Genomic DNA, 16,839 nt, shown 5'->3' with positions numbered 1-16,839 from the left:
CGCGGTGGCTTCTTCGCGGGTAAACCCGCTCCTACATTTGTTGCAACGTACCAAACCTGCCTTGGCGCAGGGCTGGGCTTGAAATCCAGCCATACCTACAAAGCTGACAACCCTGGCCTCACAGACATGGCCAAGTTGCAACGAATGTAGGAGCGGGTTTACCCGCGAAGCGCCGCGCGGGCGGCGCTGGATCTCAGCCCCACCGCCCACCTCAAGCCAACCCCACTTCACTCAATGAACTTGAGATCCGAAGGCGCATCCTGCGACAACGTCTGCACCGTCTCCCCCAGCCTGCCAGTGCGAGGATCACGACGTATCACCACGATCTGGTTGCTCTTCTGGTTGGCCACCAACAGGAAGTTGTCACTCGGGTCGAGGGCGAACTCCCGCGGGTGATCGCCTTCCACCGAACGGCGTTGCAAGAAGGTCAGCTGGCCATCGTCCTTGCCGACGCTGAACACCACGATCTCGTTGGCCGTGCCGCGGTTGCTGACATACAGGAAACGCCCATCGGCCGACAGGTGCAGCCCGCCCGACGCCTTGGCCGCCGCCTCCTGGCGCTCGGTCAGTGGTAGGCGCTGGCGTTCGACCAGGGTGTGTTCCTCAACATCGAACATCGCGACTTCGCCGCTCATTTCCAACGTCAGGTAGGCATGCCGACCCTTGGCATCGAACAGCAAATGGCGCGGCCCGCTACCCGGTGGCAGCTCCACCGACGGCGGTATCGCCGGGCTCAACGGGCGGTTCGGGCTGGCACCGTCATAGCGGTAGATGAACACCTTGTCGGCACCCAGGTCACTGGCATACACATGCTGGCCGTCGGGGGCCAGCACCAGCGAATGCACATGGGCACCGGCCTGGCGCTCCGGGTTGACGCCGCTGGGCTTGTGCCGCGCCTGCTGGACCACTTCGCCAAGCTTGCCAGCCTTGTCCACCGGAATGACCACCAGGCTACCGCCGGGGTCCGGGGCCACGGCGTAGTTGGCCACGAACAGGTAGCGCTGGTCCTGGCTGAGGCTGGCGTGGGTCGGCTCGTCACCGCGCGTGGCCACCTGATTGAGCGGCTTGATCTCGCCCTTGGCGCTCACGCTGAAGCTGCTGGCATGCCCCTGCTTGGTCTCGTTGACCGCGAACAGCAGGCGCTGGTCGGCCGAGAGCACCAGCCACGAGGGGCTGACATTCTTCACCACTTGCAATGGGATCGGGTCGATATGCCCGGTCTTGCTGTCGAACCGATAGCGGTAGATACCTTGGCTCTGGCCATCGGTATAGCTGCCGACCAGCAGGGTCGCGGCATGCGCGTCGATCATGACGGTCATCAGGCTAGCGGCCAGCAGGCTCTTCCAGGTCCGGTTCATCTTCGTCCTCATCGGGTGCGCGAAACGCTTCCATACAGACTAGACGGTGTTCACCTTGGGCATCGCTGATCAGCCAGTCGTTCCCGTCCTGAACGGCGGCGGCGAGCTGTTCGGCGCTGAACTGCCAGCGGCGGAGCTGGCGACCGTCCATGCATTCGACGGCCAGGCCAGTGTCGTCGGCGGTGAAGTCGAAGGCATGCAAGCCGTCGATCAAGAGCATATCGCAGGCTGCGAGGGCGGTGCTGAGCGTGGTCATCGGGGGTATCCGCAGGAAATGGCCCGGCAGTATACCCCCTCGGCTCAATGGGCGAAGATCGAGCCGCCCTGCTTGCCCACCATCTTCTCTGGCTTGATCAGGAAACGCGCCAGCGCCGGCAACAGCCACAGCGCGCCGAACATGTTCCACAGCAACATGAACGTCAGCATCAGGCCCATGTCGGCCTGGAACTTGATCGCCGAGAAAATCCAGGTGCACACGCCGATGGCCAGGCACAGCCCGGTGAACAGCACCGCCTTGCCGGTCGAACGCAGGGTCTGGTAGTAGGCCTCCTGCAACGGCAGCCCGGCACGCAGGAAGCTCTCCAGGCGGCTGTAGATGTAGATGCCGTAATCGACGCCGATGCCCACGCCCAGCGCGACCACCGGCAGGGTCGCGACCTTGACGCCGATGCCCATGAACGCCATCAGCGCGTTGCCCAGCACCGAGGTGAGCACCAGCGGCAGGACGATGCACAGGGTGGCGGCGAACGAGCGGAAGGTGATCATGCACATCACCGCCACGCACAGGTACACCAGCACCAGAATGGTCAGCTCGGCCGACTTGATCACCTCGTTGGTGGCCGCCTCGATGCCGGCGTTGCCGGCCGCCAGGAGGAACTGCAGGCCGTCCTTGTCGTGGCTTTCGGCAAATGCCCTGGCCGCTGCGGTCACCCGCTCCAGGGTCTCGGCCTTGTGGTCGTTGAGGAACACCAGCACCGGTGCCAGCGAGCAGTCGGCGTTGTACAGGCCATCGGCGCGGGCGATGGAGTTGTTGAGCACGTCCGGGTTGCGCGACAGCGTCTCCCACTTCAGGCTGCCCTCGTTCATGCCCTTGATCACCTGCTTGGACACGGTCACCAGGGAAATCGCCGACTGCACGCCGGGGGTGTTTTCCATGGTCCACATCAGTTCGTCGATCGGCGCCATCGTCGCGTGGACAGAGCAGCTTTCCGGCGGGGTCTTGACCATGATCACCAGCACGTCCGAGCTGGTCGAATAATTGCTGATGATGAAGTTGTTGTCCTGGTTGTAGCGTGAGTCCGGACGCAATTCAGGGGCGCCCTGGTCGAGGTCGCCGATCTTCAGGTGCTGGCTGTACCAGAGGCCGCCGGCGAACATCATCAGGGCCAGGGCGATAGACACCGGCGCCACCTTGGCACTGGCGAAATTCGACAACAGGCGCCAGAACGGGTGCTCGCGGGTGGCGTCCTTCTTGCTGCGCTCGATGGCCTTGTTGCTGATACCGATGTAGGAGATGGCCACCGGCAACAGGATCAGGTTGGTGAAGACGATCACCGCCACGCCGATCGAGGCGCCGATGGCCAATTCGCGGATCACGCCGATGTCGATGATCAACAGGGTGATGAAGCCCACGGCATCGGCGAGGATGGCGATCATCCCCGGCAGGAACAACTGGCGGAAGGTACGCCGCGCCGCGGTCAGGGCATTGTCGGCATCACTGGACTGCAAGGCGATGCCATTGATCTTCTGCACCCCGTGGGAAATACCGATGGCGAAGATCAGGAACGGCACCAGCATCGAATAGGGATCGAGACCGAAGCCCACCGCGTGCATCAGCCCCAGCTGCCACACCACCGCCACCAGGGTGGTGACCAGCACGGCGATGGTGCTGCGCATGCACCAGGTGAACCAGTACAACAGGGCCCAGGTGATCGCCAGGGCCACGCCGAAGAACATCGCCACCATCACCAGGCCATCGATGAGGTCCCCGACCTTCTTGGCGAAGCCGACGATGTGGATCTTCACGTTGGGGTTCTGCGCTTGGAACTTGTCGCGGATGCGCTCTTCAAGCTGGTGGGAGAACTGCTGATAGTCGAGCTTCACCAGCTTGCCCGGGTCCTGCGGGTCGGGGTAGCTCTCCAGCAGCGGCACGTCGACGATGCTGGACTTGAAGTTGTTACCCACCAGGCGCCCTACCTGGCCCGACTTGAGCACGTTGTCGCGCAGGGCATCGAGGCTTTGCGGCGAGCCGTCGTAGGTGTTGGGGATCACCTCGCCGCCGGAGAAGCCCTCCTCGGTGACTTCCGTCCAGCGCACGCTGGGGCTCCACAGCGACTTCAGCCCGGCGCGGTCGACGCCGGGAATGTAGAACACCTCATCGTGGATCTGCCGCAGGGTCTCCATGTAGGCCGGGTCGAAGATATCGCCGTTGACCGCCTCCACCGAGATGCGCACGGTGTTGCCGAGGTTGGCCAGGTCGTTGCGGTGGGCCATCATCTGTTCGATGAACGGGTGCTCGAGCGGGATCATCTTCTCGAAGCTGGTGGACGGGCGGATCTGCGTGGCTTGCCAGAACAGCAGCACGCTCACCAGCAGGCACAGCGCGATCACCGCCGGGCGATTGTTGAAGATGATGCGTTCGAGCAAGGACGCCTTGTCCTGGTGGTGCGGGGCGATGCTTTCGCGGCTGGTCATGGGCGAGCCTCCTCGGCACCTTGGGCACTGGCCAGATGGATACCACCCTGCCCCACCAGCAGCAGGCTGCCATCGGCCAGGCCGGTGGCGCCGGCCAGCGCGATGCGGTCGGCACGGTTGTAGACGCTGAAGCTCATGCCATGGTCCTGGCTGCGCAGCACGCTGCCGCCGTTGCCGACCAGCACCAGCGAGCCATCGTCGAGCCGGCTGGCGCTGGCCAGGCCGAAGGCGAAGGTGCCACGGCTGGCCTGCAGCGCGATGGGCTGCCAGCTGTCACCGAAGTCGCTGGAGCGCAGCAGGTTGCCGCGCAGGCCGTAGGCCAGCAGGGTGTGGGGTTGACCGGTAGCGATCACGCCGAACAGCGAACCCTCGTAGGGGCTCTGGACCTTGCTCCAGGTCTGGCCGTTGTCGGCGGAGCGGAACATGCTGCCCTGTTCACCGACGATGAACAGGCCGCTGTCGGCGATCTGGGCGATGCCATTGAGGTGCAGTTGATCAGGATTGTCGAGGCGCTCGGCGACGTCCTGCCAGTGCTGGCCGCCGTCGGTGGTTTCCAGCAGCGCACCGTAGGCGCCCACGGCAAAGCCATGCTGAGCGTCGAGCATGTCGATATCGAGCAACGGCGCCTCGCGGGCCAGGTCTTCGAACTGCTTGCTCCAGGTGGCGCCGCCGTCGCTGGTGGCGAGAATCTGCGCGTCATGGCCGACCGCCCAGCCGCGCTTGTCGTCGACGAAGGTCACGGCGGTGAGCAGTTGCCGGGTAGGAACGCGAGCCTGGGTCCAGGACTTGCCCTGGTCATCGGAGAACAGGATATGGCCACGGTCGCCCACCACCACCAGGCGCTTGCCGGCCTGGGCGGCATCGATCAGCAGACTCTGGCTGGCCTTGGCGGATTCGCTGGAATACTCATCGTTGCCGGACGCCTGCACGGCGCCGCTCCAAAGCCCCAATGCCAGCGCCAGCAGCGCGCCGGCGGCCGATGGCCAAGCAGCGCGCCGGACCTGCGTCATCTCCCGCTCCACCATGAGCGTCCCCCTGTTATGTTGTTGTGGGTGGGTCTAACTCTTGTGTATCGATCGTATCGGGGAAGGTTGGCGCAGGACAACGAGCGGGACGTTATGTTTTGTTAAGCGCCCAAAAAGCTTCGCGGGTAAACCCGCTCCTACAGGGTCTTCACCGTTTCTGAAATCGGTGGAAAACCTGTAGGAGCGGGTTTACCCGCGAATGGGCCAGCAGCAGCTACGAAAAACTCAAGCCAGGCTCTTGCTCACCACCTCATACACATCGCTGGACAGCGCCCCCGACGCCAGGATCCGCTCCAGCTCGCCCTTCATCAACACCTGACGCGCGTCATCGTACTTGCGCCAGCGGGTCAATGGCGCCAGCTGGCGCGAAGCGATCTGCGGGTTCAATGCATTGAGCTCGATCACCAGATCGGCCAGGAAGCGATAGCCCGAACCATCGGCCGCATGGAAGTTGACCAGGTTCTGCCCGGCAAACGCACCGATCAACGCCCGCACCTTGTTCGGGTTCTTCAGGGTGAACGCCGGGTGCTGCATCAGCGCCTTGACCCGCGCCAGCCCGCCCGGCAGGCTGCTGGCCGCCTGCACGCTGAACCACTGGTCCATTACCAGCGGGTTGTCCTTGAAGTGCTCGGCGAAGGCTTCCAGGGCCTTGGCCCGCTCGGCCTCGAACGGCGAGTTGACCAGCACGGCCAGGGCCGTCAGGCGCTCGGTCATGTTGTCGCAATGCTCGAACTGCTCCAGGGTCGCCTCCAGCACCTGGGCCTGGCCGCTCAGCATCAGGTACGACAGGGCGATGTTCTGCAGGCTGCGGCGGGCGAAGTGCTCGGCCGAAGCCACGTAGGCGGTCTGGCGCGACACCTCGCGGTTGGCCTGGTAGCGCGCCCACAGGGCATCGAACAGCTGCGTGGCGATCTGCTGGCGAGCGAACTCGCGAGCGGCGTGGATCGCCTCGACATCGGCCACCTGGCTGATCTCGGTGAGGTAGGCCTCGCCCGGCAAAGAGAGCATCTCGGCGACCATGGCAGGGTCCAGCGAGGCGTTGCCGAGCACGGTGCCCAAGGCGGTGATCAGGCGCTGGTCGAGTACCAAGGCTTCGCCGCGCTGGTGCTGGCCGATCAGTTCCTGCAGCACCTGCACGGCCAACTGCTGCCCCGCTTCCCAGCGGTTGAAGCCGTCGCTGTCATGCTGCATGAGGAACATCAGCTGGTCGCGGTCGTAGGGGAAGCTCAGCTTGACCGGGGCGCTGAAGCCGCGCAGCAGCGACGGCAGCGGCTTGGCGCGGATACCCTGGAAGGTGAAGGTCTGCTCGGCCTCGGTCACCGACAGCACGCGGCTGCTCCCGGCAGCGGCGGCTTCGCCGGCCAGCTGCAGCGCCAGGTCGTTGCCTTCGGCGCCGAGCAGGCCCAGCTCGACCGGGATCACGAACGGCAGCTTCTCGGCCTTGTCCGGGGTCTGCGGGCAGCTCTGGCGGAACGTCAGGCTGTAGGTCTGCGCGGCGCCATCATAGGCTTCGCTGACCTCCAGGCGCGGCGTGCCGGCCTGGCTGTACCAACGCTTGAACTGGGTGAAGTCGACGCCGTTGGCATCTTCCATGGCCTTGATGAAGTCATCGGTGGTCACCGCCTGGCCATCGTGACGCTCGAAGTACAGGTCGCTGCCCTTGCGGAAGCCCTCGGCGCCCAGCAGGGTACGGACCATGCGCACCACTTCGGCGCCCTTCTCGTACACCGTGAGGGTGTAGAAGTTGGAAATCTCGATGAAGCTGTCCGGGCGCACCGGGTGCGCCATGGGGCCGGCGTCCTCGGCGAACTGGTGGGTGCGCAGGTAGGCGACGTCTTCGATGCGCTTGACCGTGCGCGAGTTCATGTCGGCGCTGAACTCGGCGTCGCGGAACACCGTGAAGCCTTCCTTGAGCGACAGCTGGAACCAGTCGCGGCAGGTCACGCGGTTGCCCGACCAGTTGTGGAAGTACTCGTGGGCGACCACCCCTTCGACACGCTGGTGGGCGGCATCGGTGGCGGTCTCGGCGCGGGCCAGCACGCAGCTGGAGTTGAAGATGTTGAGGCCCTTGTTCTCCATGGCGCCCATGTTGAAGTCGTTGACCGCGACGATCATGAAGATGTCCAGGTCGTACTCGCGGCCATAGACTTCCTCGTCCCAGCGCATCGACTTCTTCAGGCTGACCATGGCGTGGTCGCACTTGTCGATGTTCTCGGGCTCGACGTAGATGCGCAGGGTCACGTCGCGGCCGGACTGGCGCACGAACTTGTCCTCGACGCACCACAGGTCACCGGCGACCAGGGCGAACAGGTAGGCCGGCTTCATGAACGGGTCTTCCCAGGTCGCCCAGTGCCGACCGTCTTCAGCCGGCCCGCTGCCGATCGGGTTGCCGTTGCTCAGCAGCACCGGGTAGCGATGCTGTTCGGCGATCACCGTGGTGGTGAAGGTGCTCATCACGTCGGGGCGGTCGAGGTAGTAGGTGATCTTGCGGAAGCCCTCGGCCTCGCACTGGGTGCAGAACATCTTGCCCGACTTGTACAACCCTTCGAGTGCGGTGTTGCTCTCGGGGTGGATCTTCACGCTGGTGTCGAGGGTGAAACGCTCTGCCCTGGGCTGCACGGTCAGGCTGTCGGCCTCGAGCTGGTAGGCGTCTTCCTGCAGCTCCTGGTCGTCGAGCGAGGCTCGCAGCAGCTCCAGCTGCTGGCCATCGAGCACCAGTGGCGGCAGGCCGGCACCGCGTGCCGGGTTGCGGCGCATCACCAGTTGCGCGTGCACCAGGGTGTGGTCCTCGAACAGTTCGAAGGTCAGGTGCGTCTCGTCGATCAGGTAGTCGGGCGCCTGGTAATCCTTGAGGTAGATCACTTGCGGTTGTTCGGTACGCATGTGCAGGTCCTTTTACTGGAGCACGGCCAGCTGGTAGGCCGTGTACTTGCGAATGTTGATCACGCCGGTGTCGAAGATCAGGTACTGGCCCTTGATGCCCAGCAGCGTGCCTTCCACCACCGGGTCCTTGTCGAGGTTGAAGCTGACGATCTTCTTCGGGTAGGCCTCGACCGGGTATTTCATCTGCACCACCTCGGCCTCGGGCAGCGCCTGGATGGCCTGCAGGCCGAAGCGCTGCTGCAGCTCGCGCAGGCCATCGGCGCAGGCGTCGAAGATCTGCTCACGCACGGCCACCAGGTCGAGCACCTCGGCATCGCCCTTGAGCAGCGTGCGCCAGTTGGTGCGGTCCGGCACCTGGCTGCGCAGCAGGTCTTCGACCAGGCCCGATTGCTGGCGGGTGGCCACGCGCATGATCGGCAGCGCCTGGCTGGCGCCCTGGTCGAGCCAGCGCGTCGGCAGTTGGGTGGCGCGGGTGATGCCGACCTTGATCCCCGACGAGTTGGCCAGGTACACCACATGGTCGGTCATGCAGAACTGCTCGCCCCACGACGGCTCGCGGCAGGTGCCGGCGTCGTAGTGGCAGCGTTCCGGGGCCATGATGCACACGTCGCACTGGGCCAGCTTGGTCATGCACGGGTAGCAGTAACCCTGGCTGAAACTGGTCTTGGTGCGCTTGCCGCAATGGCTGCAGTGAATCGCGCCCAGGTACTCCAGGCGCAGGCGCTGGCCGATCATGGGGTTGACCGGCACCTGCGTCTCGCCCAGGCGGAAGCTGTACTGCACCAGCGGGGCTTCCAGGCGCACGGCCATCTTGCTCAACGAGCCACGAGCGAGTTCGATCAATGTACCGAGTCCGACTTGAACAGGATGTTGGCAATCGGTGCCGACTTCGAGGCGCATTCCTGCGGGCCCATGTAGCCGGTGCGCTGCTCTTCGGGGAGGTTCTTCATCTCCCAGGCGATCACCGCCTGCAGCGACAGCTCCTTCTGCTCGGCGGTGAGCTTGCGCCCATCCGACCATTTGCCGATTTCCACGGCCGTTTTCAGGCTTTCGTAGATTTCCGGGGTGATGTTTTCGATCATTTGCGCAAAAGTGGACATAGCGTCTCCTAAATCAAGCCGACAGTTTACGCCGGGCCAGCCATCCGCCCAAGAGGCCGGTCAGGCATCCGATGAGTAGCCCGCCGACGTGGGCGGCATTGGCGATCTGGCCGAAGCCGAGCTGGTCGACCACACCGCTCAGGCAGACCACCAGCCAGATGAGCATCATCGCGATGACGCTCCTGGGCAGGCTGAAATAGCGGTTCGGCGCCAGCCACTGGTACAGCCAGACATGCCCGAGCAGGCCGTACAGCACGCCGGAAAGGCCACCGAACAGGCTCGGCCCGCTGGAGTAGTGTTGGGCCAGGTTGGATACCAGGCTGAACAGCAAGGTCAGGCCCAGCAGCGTCCCGGGGCCCTGGCGCAGCTCGATGCGTTTGCCCAGTTCCCAGTACCAAAGCCCGTTCATCACCAGGTGCAGCACGCCGAAGTGCAGCAGCATCGGCGACACCAGGCGCCACCACTGGCCTTCGCCCAGGCCCTGGGCCAGCGAGGTGAAGTACAGGTAGTCGCCCTGCACGTCGAAGTCGAGGAAGGTGAACCAGCGGATGGTCGACAGGTTGTCGCCCAGGCCGGTGATGCCGGCGACCACCAGGCAGACGACGAGGATGCTGGCGGTGACCTTGCAGGCTCGAGCCTGGGCCACCAGGGAAGGGGGTGCCGGGGCATTCGCGGGCAAGCCCGCTCCCACAGGGTCCTGGGCGAGCTGCACATCGGCGTTGCCGTCGGGGAAGCGTTGATACAGTTCGCGCACATCGGCGGCCAGGGCGTCGGGGGCCCAGAGCACTTGCTCCTCGCCCTCCAGGCTGACCCGGTGCGGCAGCTGCAGGCGCTGCAACATGCCGACGAAGCCACTGAGGTCCTGCTGCAACGGCAGGCGCAGCACGGCGACGACGTTCATGGCTGCACCTGCGGGCGTTCGACGTCGACCCAGACGAACTTGTGCGGGTCGATGCGGGTTTCATCGTCCAACCGGTACGCCACCAGCTTGCCGTACAGCACCGCGCTGTAGTCCAGGCACGCCAGGTTGTCGCGGATCGGCGCCGGGCGCCCACTGCGCCAGTAGTGGCCGACGAACAGCAGCGGTTCGTCCTCGGCATAGCGCAACAGGGCGTTCTTCTGCTTGGGATCGAGCGGCGTGCGCGCCACTGCCTCGGGCAGTGCGTCTGGCTGGAAGACGATGTCGCCGTAGGTCTGCGGGTCTTCTTCCCAGAACTTGGTGCGGAAGAAGGCCCGGGTCAGGCCATCGCCGCCGGTCAGGGTCAAACCATCCGGCAGGCGCATGTCGGTGCCCCGCAACAAACGGTTGCACGCCGTGGCGGCAAAACTGCCGGACACCGCCGAGGCCTGGATGAAATGCTCGTCGATGCAGCCGTCGGCGTATTGCTGGCGCAGCGGCTCGATCACCCGCGGGTCCCAGCAGGCATGTACCAGGCGGAAACGCCCGGCATCGACGAACAGCGGCATCTCGTAGAACCATTGGAGGAAGTCGTGCCAGTCGCCCGGATGCTGGGCGAACTGGGTCAGCGTCTCGTCGATCAGCCGGGCATGGCGCGGCGTGTGCTCGCGGACGAAGGCCTTGCCACTGCCGGGCAGGGCCGGAGTGACCCAGCCCAGGGCGTTGTATTCATGGTTGCCCATGATGCAGAACGCCTGGCCGGCCTCGACCATGTCATGGACGATGTGCAACGCCTCGCGGATGCGCGGGCCGCGGTCGACGATGTCGCCGAGGAACAGCGCCTGACGCCGAGGGTGGCGCCAGACGCCGGCGACACGCTTGTAGCCGAGGGTATCGAGCAAACGTTCGAGGGTATGCGCACAACCGTGAACATCGCCGATGATGTCGAAACTTCGCGCCGGATCGAGCATCAGTCGTCCCTACCTCCCAGGCGGCTGCCCCAGCCGAGCTTGGTGCGGCAAACCTCGTAGTAGTTGTGGTCGAGCGGATGGATCAGGCGCAGCTTCTGGGCCTTCTTGCTCACCGTGATGGTGTCGCCCGGCGCGCAGGTGAAGTGGTTCTGGCCGTCGCAGGACACCTGCGGGTAGATCTGCAGGTCCTTGGACACCACGATCTTCAGCTCGCTGTTGCCGTCCACCACGATCGGCCGGCCCGACAGCGTGTGCGGGTACATCGGCACGATGACGATGGCATCGAGCTTGGGGTGCATGATCGGGCCGCCGGCCGACAGCGCGTAGGCGGTCGAGCCGGTCGGGGTGGCGACGATCAGGCCGTCGGCCTTCTGGCTGCAGACGAACTGGCCGTCGATGTAGATCTCGAACTCGATCATCCGCGTCGACTTGCCAGGGTGCAGGACCACGTCGTTGAGTGCGTCGCCCTGGCCGATGGCTTCGTGATGGCGGCGCACCTCGGCGCTCAGCAGGAAGCGGTTTTCCACCAGGTAGTGGCCGTCGAGTACTTCGGCGACCTTTTCTTCCAGCTCGTCGGGGCGGATATCGGTGAGAAAGCCCAGGTTGCCGCGGTTGATCCCCAGCACCGGGATGTTGTGCCGGGCCAGCGCGCGGGCGGCGCCGAGCAGGCTGCCGTCGCCACCGACGACGATGACCAGGTCGCAGACCTCGCCCAGCAGCTTGCGCGTGGAGGTCTGCAGGCCATGGCCAGGCAGCACTTCGGCGATGGTGTCCTCGAGGATCACGTGCAGGTGGCGCTCGAGGAGGAATTTTTTCAGTCGGCGAATGGTGTCGAGCACCTGCGAGCTGCCTAGGCGTCCGATGATACCGATATTGCGAAATTGCTCCATGGGGCTCCTGCGAGGCTCTGCGGCGGCTGACTATGCCGGGATTATGGGCGAAACGACCGGGTAGCGGCAAACCGGCTATGCTCGCAGCATGATGCCTTTTGCCGCACTCCAGCACCTGCCCCGTCAACTGCGCCAGCCTGCCGTGCGCGACCTGGCCTGGGCACTGCTGTCGCCGCCGCTGCTCAGCGCCCCGCCCTGCCCCCAGCGCCACCCGCTGGCCGGCAGTGCCTGGGCGGCCGACCCGCAGCGCCTGCACGACTGGCTGCTGGGCCTGGACGCCGATCCACAGGCGCTGCATGCCTGGCTCGGGCGCATCACCAGCCGGCGCCTGGGGTTGTACTACGAAGGCCTGTGGCAATTCGCCCTGGGCCAGGCCCCGGGCGTCGAGTTGCTGGCCGCCAACCTGGCGATCCGCACCGAGGGGCGCACCCTGGGCGAGCTGGATATCGTGCTGCGCGATGGTGATGGCTGCCACCACCTGGAGCTGGCGATCAAGCTCTACCTGGGGCCGACCGACAGCGACGGCGACGATGCCATGCAATGGCTCGGCCCCGGCTGTCACGACCGCCTGGGCAGCAAGCTGGCGCATGTCGCCACGCACCAGTTGCCGATGTCGAGCGATCCGCGCAGCCGCGAAGTGCTGGCCGGGCTGGGTATCGGGGAGCTGCAGGCGCACCTGTGGCTGGGTGGCTACCTGTTCTATCCCTGGCCGGGCCACGCCGAACCGCCTGCAGGCGCCAGCCCCGGGCATCTGCGCGGGCGCTGGGTGCGACGGAGGGACTGGCCGCTGGGCGCCGAGGCACGCTGGCAACCACTGGCGCGGCATGCCTGGCTGGCGCCGGCGCGGATCACGGCGGATGCGTGCTGGACCCTGGCGCAGTTCGGGGCCTGGCTGGAGGCGCTGGAAGAACACGCCCCGGCGCAGTTGCTGGTGCGGTTGGAGCAGGATACCGAGGGTGCCTGGCAGGAGGTCGAGCGGGTGTTTCTGGTTGCTGACAGCTGGCCGCATTTGCCTGGGGTTTGATGTTGTCTGGGCGGGCCTATTCGCGGGTAAACCCGCTCCTACAGTTTGTTTCGGGCCAGTTATGCCTTGTTGGCTCGCCGCGATGGTGTGCCGGACCGACAAGACTGGCAAACATGGCCTCACAGACATGGCCACGTTGCAACAAATGTAGGAGCGGGTTTACCCGCGATGCGCCGCGCGGGCGGCGCTCGATCTCATAGGCGCTAAATCTATAAAGTCAATCACACCGACCTGATGAAGAGGACCGCCCATGGTGTCATCCACCCCCGCCCCCCACTACGCACGCCTGTCCATCGCCCTGCACTGGCTGATGCTGGTACTGCTGGCCGCGGTCTACGCCTGTATCGAGCTGCGCGGCCTGTTTCCCAAGGACAGCGCCGAACGCAACCTGATGAAAGACCTGCACTTCATGCTCGGTCTGAGCGTCTTCGTGCTGGTCTGGCTACGCCTGGCAGTGCGTCTGAGCCGCCCCACCCCGCCGATCATCCCCAAGCCGCCGGCCTGGCAGACTGGCCTGGCGCACCTGATGCACCTGGCGCTGTACCTGCTGATGATCGGCATGCCCCTGGCCGGCTGGCTGATCCTCAGCGCCGCCGACAAGCCGGTACCGTTCTATGGCCTGGAACTGCCGCAGCTGATCGGCCCGAACACCGACCTGGCCAAGTTCATCAAGGGCTGGCACGAGCGCGTGGGCAGCTGGGGCTACTGGCTGATCGGCCTGCATGCCCTGGCCGGGCTGTACCATCACTACGTGCAGCGCGACAACACGCTGCTGCGCATGCTGCCTTACAAGTAACCGCGCCGCCCCTGCAAGCCGCCGGTATGCACGAAGATCAACCGCGTACCGGCGGCGAACAGGCCCGCCTCGACCTGCTCGCGCAGCGCCAGCAGGGCCTTGCCGGTGTACAGGGCTTCGAACGGCACGCCAGTATGGCCCTCGCAGTCGGCGATGAAGGCCATCAGCTCGTCATCGACCTTGGCGAATCCACCTCGGCAGGCCGCGTGCAGCTGGTAGCCAGCGCTACCGGCCAGTACCTCCACCGTTTGCGCCACACCATGGTTCGCCGGCACCGCCAGCGCGCCATGCACGGTGTGCGCGCCGCGTTCGGCCAGCACCAGCCCGGCCAGGGTGGTGCCGGTACCTGCGGCCAGCCACCAGGCGTGGTAATCCGGCCAAGCCAGCGCGGCCAGCTGCGCCCGCGCCTGCTCGACGATCAACGCGCAGCCCTGCGCACCGGCTGGCCCACCACCGCCTTCGGGAATGCAGTGCCAGCCGGGGAAGCGGGCCTGCCAAGGTTCCCAGAAACCGGCCTGGTGGCGCTCGCGGTAACCGCCATAGCCCAGCCAGTGCAGCTCCATGCCCAGTGCCTGGAGGTCACGCACCGTGGGGGTGTCCTGGGCATGGCCGCGCAGCAGGCCGACGGTGGCGAAGCCGAAACGCTTGCCGGCGGCTGCCAGGGCGTGCAGATGGTTGGAATGGTTGCCGCCGAGGCTGATCAGGCCAGGCGCACCGGATTGGCGGGCGCGGTCCAGGTGGTGGCGCAGCTTGAACCATTTGTTGCCGCTGATCAGCGGGTCGATCAGGTCCAGGCGCAGGACCGCGGCCTCGACTCCGGCTGCCTGGAGCCAAGGGAGGTTCAACGATTGCAGCGGGGCTTGGGGTAGCTCGAATGTCATGGGGCGACAGCTTACCGCAGAGCAGCACGGTCGTTGTAGGAGCGGCCTTGCCGGTCCGGCGCCCCGGCTAGGCCGCTCCTACACAGTCCTGAGCATTCAAAGCCGCTTGATCACAACTCCGCCGCCAACCGCGACCCCTGGTTGATCGCCCGCTTGGCATCCAGCTCCGCCGCCACGTCCGCCCCACCGATCAGGTGCACCGCCTGCCCGGCTTGCGCCAATCCGTCGTAGAGCTCGCGCAGCGGCTCCTGGCCAGCGCAGATCACCACGTTGTCCACCGCCAACAACTGCGGCTCACCTTCACCGATACGGATATGCAGCCCGGCATCGTCGATCTTCAGGTACTCGACGCCATTGAGCATCTGCACCCGCTTGTTCTTCAACCCAGTACGGTGGATCCAGCCCGTGGTCTTGCCCAGGCCATCGCCCACCTTGGACGTCTTGCGCTGCAACAGGTACACCTGGCGCGCCGGGGCATGGGGCTCGGGCTTGATCCCGGCGACACCACCACGGGCCTGCAACCGGGTGTCGATGCCCCACTCCTTCCAGAACGCCTCGCGGTCCAGGCTGGTGGCCACGCCCTCGTGCACCAGGTACTCGGACACGTCGAAACCGATACCACCGGCACCGATCACCGCCACCGACTTGCCGACCGGCTTGCGCTGCAGCAGCACATCCAGGTAGCTCAGCACCTTGTCGTGCTCGATCCCCGGGATGGCCGGGGTGCGCGGGGCGATACCGGTGGCGAGGATCACCTCGTCATACCCTCCGGCCAGCAGGGTCTGCACATCCACCCGGGTATCCAGGCGCAGGTCGACGCCCGTGGTGCGTACCTTGTTGCGGAAGTAGCGCAGGGTCTCATTGAACTCTTCCTTGCCCGGCACCCGCTTGGCGACGTTGAACTGGCCGCCGATCTCGCTGGCCGAATCGAACAGCACCACCTCGTGGCCACGCTCGGCAGCCACGGTGGCCGCCGCCAGGCCGGCCGGGCCAGCACCGACCACGGCGATGCGTTTCACAGTGCGCACCGGCAGGTAGTTGAGCTCGGTCTCGTGGCAGGCGCGCGGGTTGACCAGGCAACTGGTCAGCTTGCCGCCGAAGGTGTGGTCCAGGCAGGCCTGGTTGCAGCCGATGCAGGTATTGATCTCATCGGCGCGCCCTGCGGCGGCCTTGTTGACGAAGTCGGCGTCGGCCAGGAACGGCCGGGCCATCGACACCATGTCGGCATCACCCTCGGCCAGCACCGCCTCGGCCACCTCCGGGGTATTGATGCGGTTGGTGGTGATCAGCGGCAGGCGCACCGCGCCACGCAGCTTGGCGGTGACCTTGCTGAACGCCGCCCGCGGCACCTTGGTGGCGATGGTCGGGATACGCGCCTCGTGCCAGCCGATACCGGTGTTGATCAGGGTCGCGCCGGCCTGCTCGATGGCCTTGGCCAGTTGCACGATCTCTTCCCAGGTGCTGCCGCCCTCGATCAGGTCGAGCATCGACAGGCGGAAGATGATGATGAAGTTCGGCCCCACCGCCTCGCGCACGCGGCTGACGATTTCCACCGCCAGGCGCATGCGGTTCTCGTAGCTGCCGCCCCAGCGATCGCTGCGATGGTTGGTGTGGGCGACCAGGAACTGGTTGATGAAGTAGCCTTCCGACCCCATAACCTCGACGCCATCGTACCCAGCGCGCTGGGCCAGCACGGCACAATTGACGAAGTCGTCGATCTGCTTCTGGATGCCCGCTTCGTCCAGCTCCCGGGGCTTGAACGGGTTGATCGGCGCCTGGATCGCACTGGGCGCCACCAGCCGCGGGCTATAGGCATAGCGCCCGGCATGGAGGATCTGCAGGCAGATCTTGCCGCCTGCCACATGCACCGCCTCGGTGACGATACGGTGCTGGTCGGCCTCCTGCTCGGTGCTGAGCTTGGCCGCCCCGGAGTACACCCCACCCTCGTCGTTAGGCGCGATGCCGCCGGTCACCATCAGGCCGACGCCGCCGCGCGCACGCTCGGCGAAATACGCCGCCATGCGCTCGAAGCCGCCGGGGCGCTCCTCCAAGCCGGTGTGCATCGAGCCCATCAGGGTACGGTTACGCAGGGTGGTGAAGCCCAGGTCGAGCGGGGCCAGCAGGTGCGGGTAGCGGTCGGCAGCCATGGCGCGGTGTCCTCGATGGCGTTATCACGGAAATGCAGGCGCCTCATCCAATGGCGGGGCCCGTCGCTTATGGGGCAAACATTAAACAGGCGTTTGAACAGCCTCAATGATCGTAACTTACAACTTGATGACTACAATGCACAGCCGAGACCTTCAGCCCATTGGCGAGCGA

14 protein-coding genes are annotated in these 16,839 nt (G+C 65.6%); 2 read left to right on the top strand and 12 right to left on the bottom strand.

Annotated features, from left to right (window positions below; all coding sequences use genetic code 11):
- Positions 1 to 227: 227 nt before the first annotated feature.
- The 10 genes from IAE37_RS19285 to IAE37_RS19240 all read right to left on the bottom strand — a co-directional run bounded on the left by IAE37_RS19285 (position 228) and on the right by IAE37_RS19240 (position 11,819).
- A complete protein-coding gene (locus IAE37_RS19285) occupies positions 228 to 1,358 on the bottom strand; it encodes a lactonase family protein (protein ID WP_201176077.1) in 1,131 nt (376 codons plus the stop codon).
- A complete protein-coding gene (locus tag IAE37_RS19280) occupies positions 1,324 to 1,614 on the bottom strand; it encodes a DUF5629 family protein (protein WP_201176076.1) in 291 nt (96 codons plus the stop codon). The genes IAE37_RS19285 and IAE37_RS19280 overlap by 35 nt, the downstream gene beginning before the upstream one ends.
- Positions 1,615 to 1,658: 44 nt before the next feature.
- Positions 1,659 to 4,052, bottom strand: coding sequence for an efflux RND transporter permease subunit (locus IAE37_RS19275; RefSeq protein ID WP_201176075.1), 2,394 nt, complete (start codon positions 4,050 to 4,052; stop codon positions 1,659 to 1,661).
- The gene (locus tag IAE37_RS19270; protein WP_442967841.1) at positions 4,049 to 5,062 is read right to left on the bottom strand and encodes a WD40/YVTN/BNR-like repeat-containing protein; all 1,014 of its coding nucleotides are present in this window, start codon (positions 5,060 to 5,062) and stop codon (positions 4,049 to 4,051) included. Before IAE37_RS19270 ends, IAE37_RS19275 begins: the two co-directional genes overlap by 4 nt.
- A gap of 240 nt (positions 5,063 to 5,302) precedes the next feature.
- A complete protein-coding gene (gene pepN / locus IAE37_RS19265; RefSeq protein WP_201176073.1) occupies positions 5,303 to 7,960 on the bottom strand; it encodes an aminopeptidase N in 2,658 nt (885 codons plus the stop codon).
- A 12-nt stretch (positions 7,961 to 7,972) separates the two neighbouring features.
- The gene (locus tag IAE37_RS19260) at positions 7,973 to 8,803 is read right to left on the bottom strand and encodes a DUF2797 domain-containing protein (protein WP_201176072.1); all 831 of its coding nucleotides are present in this window, start codon (positions 8,801 to 8,803) and stop codon (positions 7,973 to 7,975) included.
- The gene (locus IAE37_RS19255) at positions 8,800 to 9,060 is read right to left on the bottom strand and encodes a YeaC family protein (protein WP_011532970.1); all 261 of its coding nucleotides are present in this window, start codon (positions 9,058 to 9,060) and stop codon (positions 8,800 to 8,802) included. The genes IAE37_RS19260 and IAE37_RS19255 overlap by 4 nt, the downstream gene beginning before the upstream one ends.
- Before the next feature lie 13 nt (positions 9,061 to 9,073).
- Positions 9,074 to 9,961 carry a rhomboid family intramembrane serine protease gene (locus IAE37_RS19250; RefSeq protein WP_201176071.1) on the bottom strand — a complete coding sequence of 296 codons (888 nt, stop codon included), beginning with the start codon at positions 9,959 to 9,961 and terminating at the stop codon, positions 9,074 to 9,076.
- Positions 9,958 to 10,929 (bottom strand): metallophosphoesterase, encoded by a 972-nt coding sequence (locus IAE37_RS19245; RefSeq protein WP_201176069.1) that lies wholly within the window; start codon positions 10,927 to 10,929, stop codon positions 9,958 to 9,960. Before IAE37_RS19245 ends, IAE37_RS19250 begins: the two co-directional genes overlap by 4 nt.
- Positions 10,929 to 11,819, bottom strand: a complete 891-nt coding sequence (locus tag IAE37_RS19240) for an NAD(+) kinase (protein WP_136913623.1) — start codon at positions 11,817 to 11,819, stop codon at positions 10,929 to 10,931. The genes IAE37_RS19245 and IAE37_RS19240 overlap by 1 nt, the downstream gene beginning before the upstream one ends.
- Before the next feature lie 88 nt (positions 11,820 to 11,907).
- Between IAE37_RS19240 and IAE37_RS19235 the strand changes: the two genes are divergently transcribed.
- Both IAE37_RS19235 and IAE37_RS19230 read left to right on the top strand, forming a co-directional pair.
- Positions 11,908 to 12,843 carry a DUF1853 family protein gene (locus tag IAE37_RS19235; protein WP_201176067.1) on the top strand — a complete coding sequence of 312 codons (936 nt, stop codon included), beginning with the start codon at positions 11,908 to 11,910 and terminating at the stop codon, positions 12,841 to 12,843.
- A 250-nt stretch (positions 12,844 to 13,093) separates the two neighbouring features.
- The gene (locus IAE37_RS19230; protein ID WP_201176065.1) at positions 13,094 to 13,639 is read left to right on the top strand and encodes a cytochrome b; all 546 of its coding nucleotides are present in this window, start codon (positions 13,094 to 13,096) and stop codon (positions 13,637 to 13,639) included.
- Here the strand turns inward: IAE37_RS19230 and IAE37_RS19225 are convergent.
- Together IAE37_RS19225 and IAE37_RS19220 are read right to left on the bottom strand one after the other, a co-directional pair.
- The gene (locus IAE37_RS19225; RefSeq protein ID WP_201176064.1) at positions 13,630 to 14,520 is read right to left on the bottom strand and encodes a 1-aminocyclopropane-1-carboxylate deaminase/D-cysteine desulfhydrase; all 891 of its coding nucleotides are present in this window, start codon (positions 14,518 to 14,520) and stop codon (positions 13,630 to 13,632) included. The two genes, IAE37_RS19230 and IAE37_RS19225, sit on opposite strands and share 10 nt — an antisense overlap.
- A gap of 110 nt (positions 14,521 to 14,630) precedes the next feature.
- Positions 14,631 to 16,667 (bottom strand): NADPH-dependent 2,4-dienoyl-CoA reductase, encoded by a 2,037-nt coding sequence (locus IAE37_RS19220; protein WP_201176062.1) that lies wholly within the window; start codon positions 16,665 to 16,667, stop codon positions 14,631 to 14,633.
- Positions 16,668 to 16,839 lie beyond the last annotated feature (172 nt).

Origin of the sequence: Pseudomonas sp. S31 (assembly GCF_016648105.1) — a bacterium.
Taxonomy (GTDB): Bacteria; Pseudomonadota; Gammaproteobacteria; order Pseudomonadales; family Pseudomonadaceae; genus Aquipseudomonas.
This window is presented reverse-complemented; position numbering and strand designations above follow the sequence as displayed.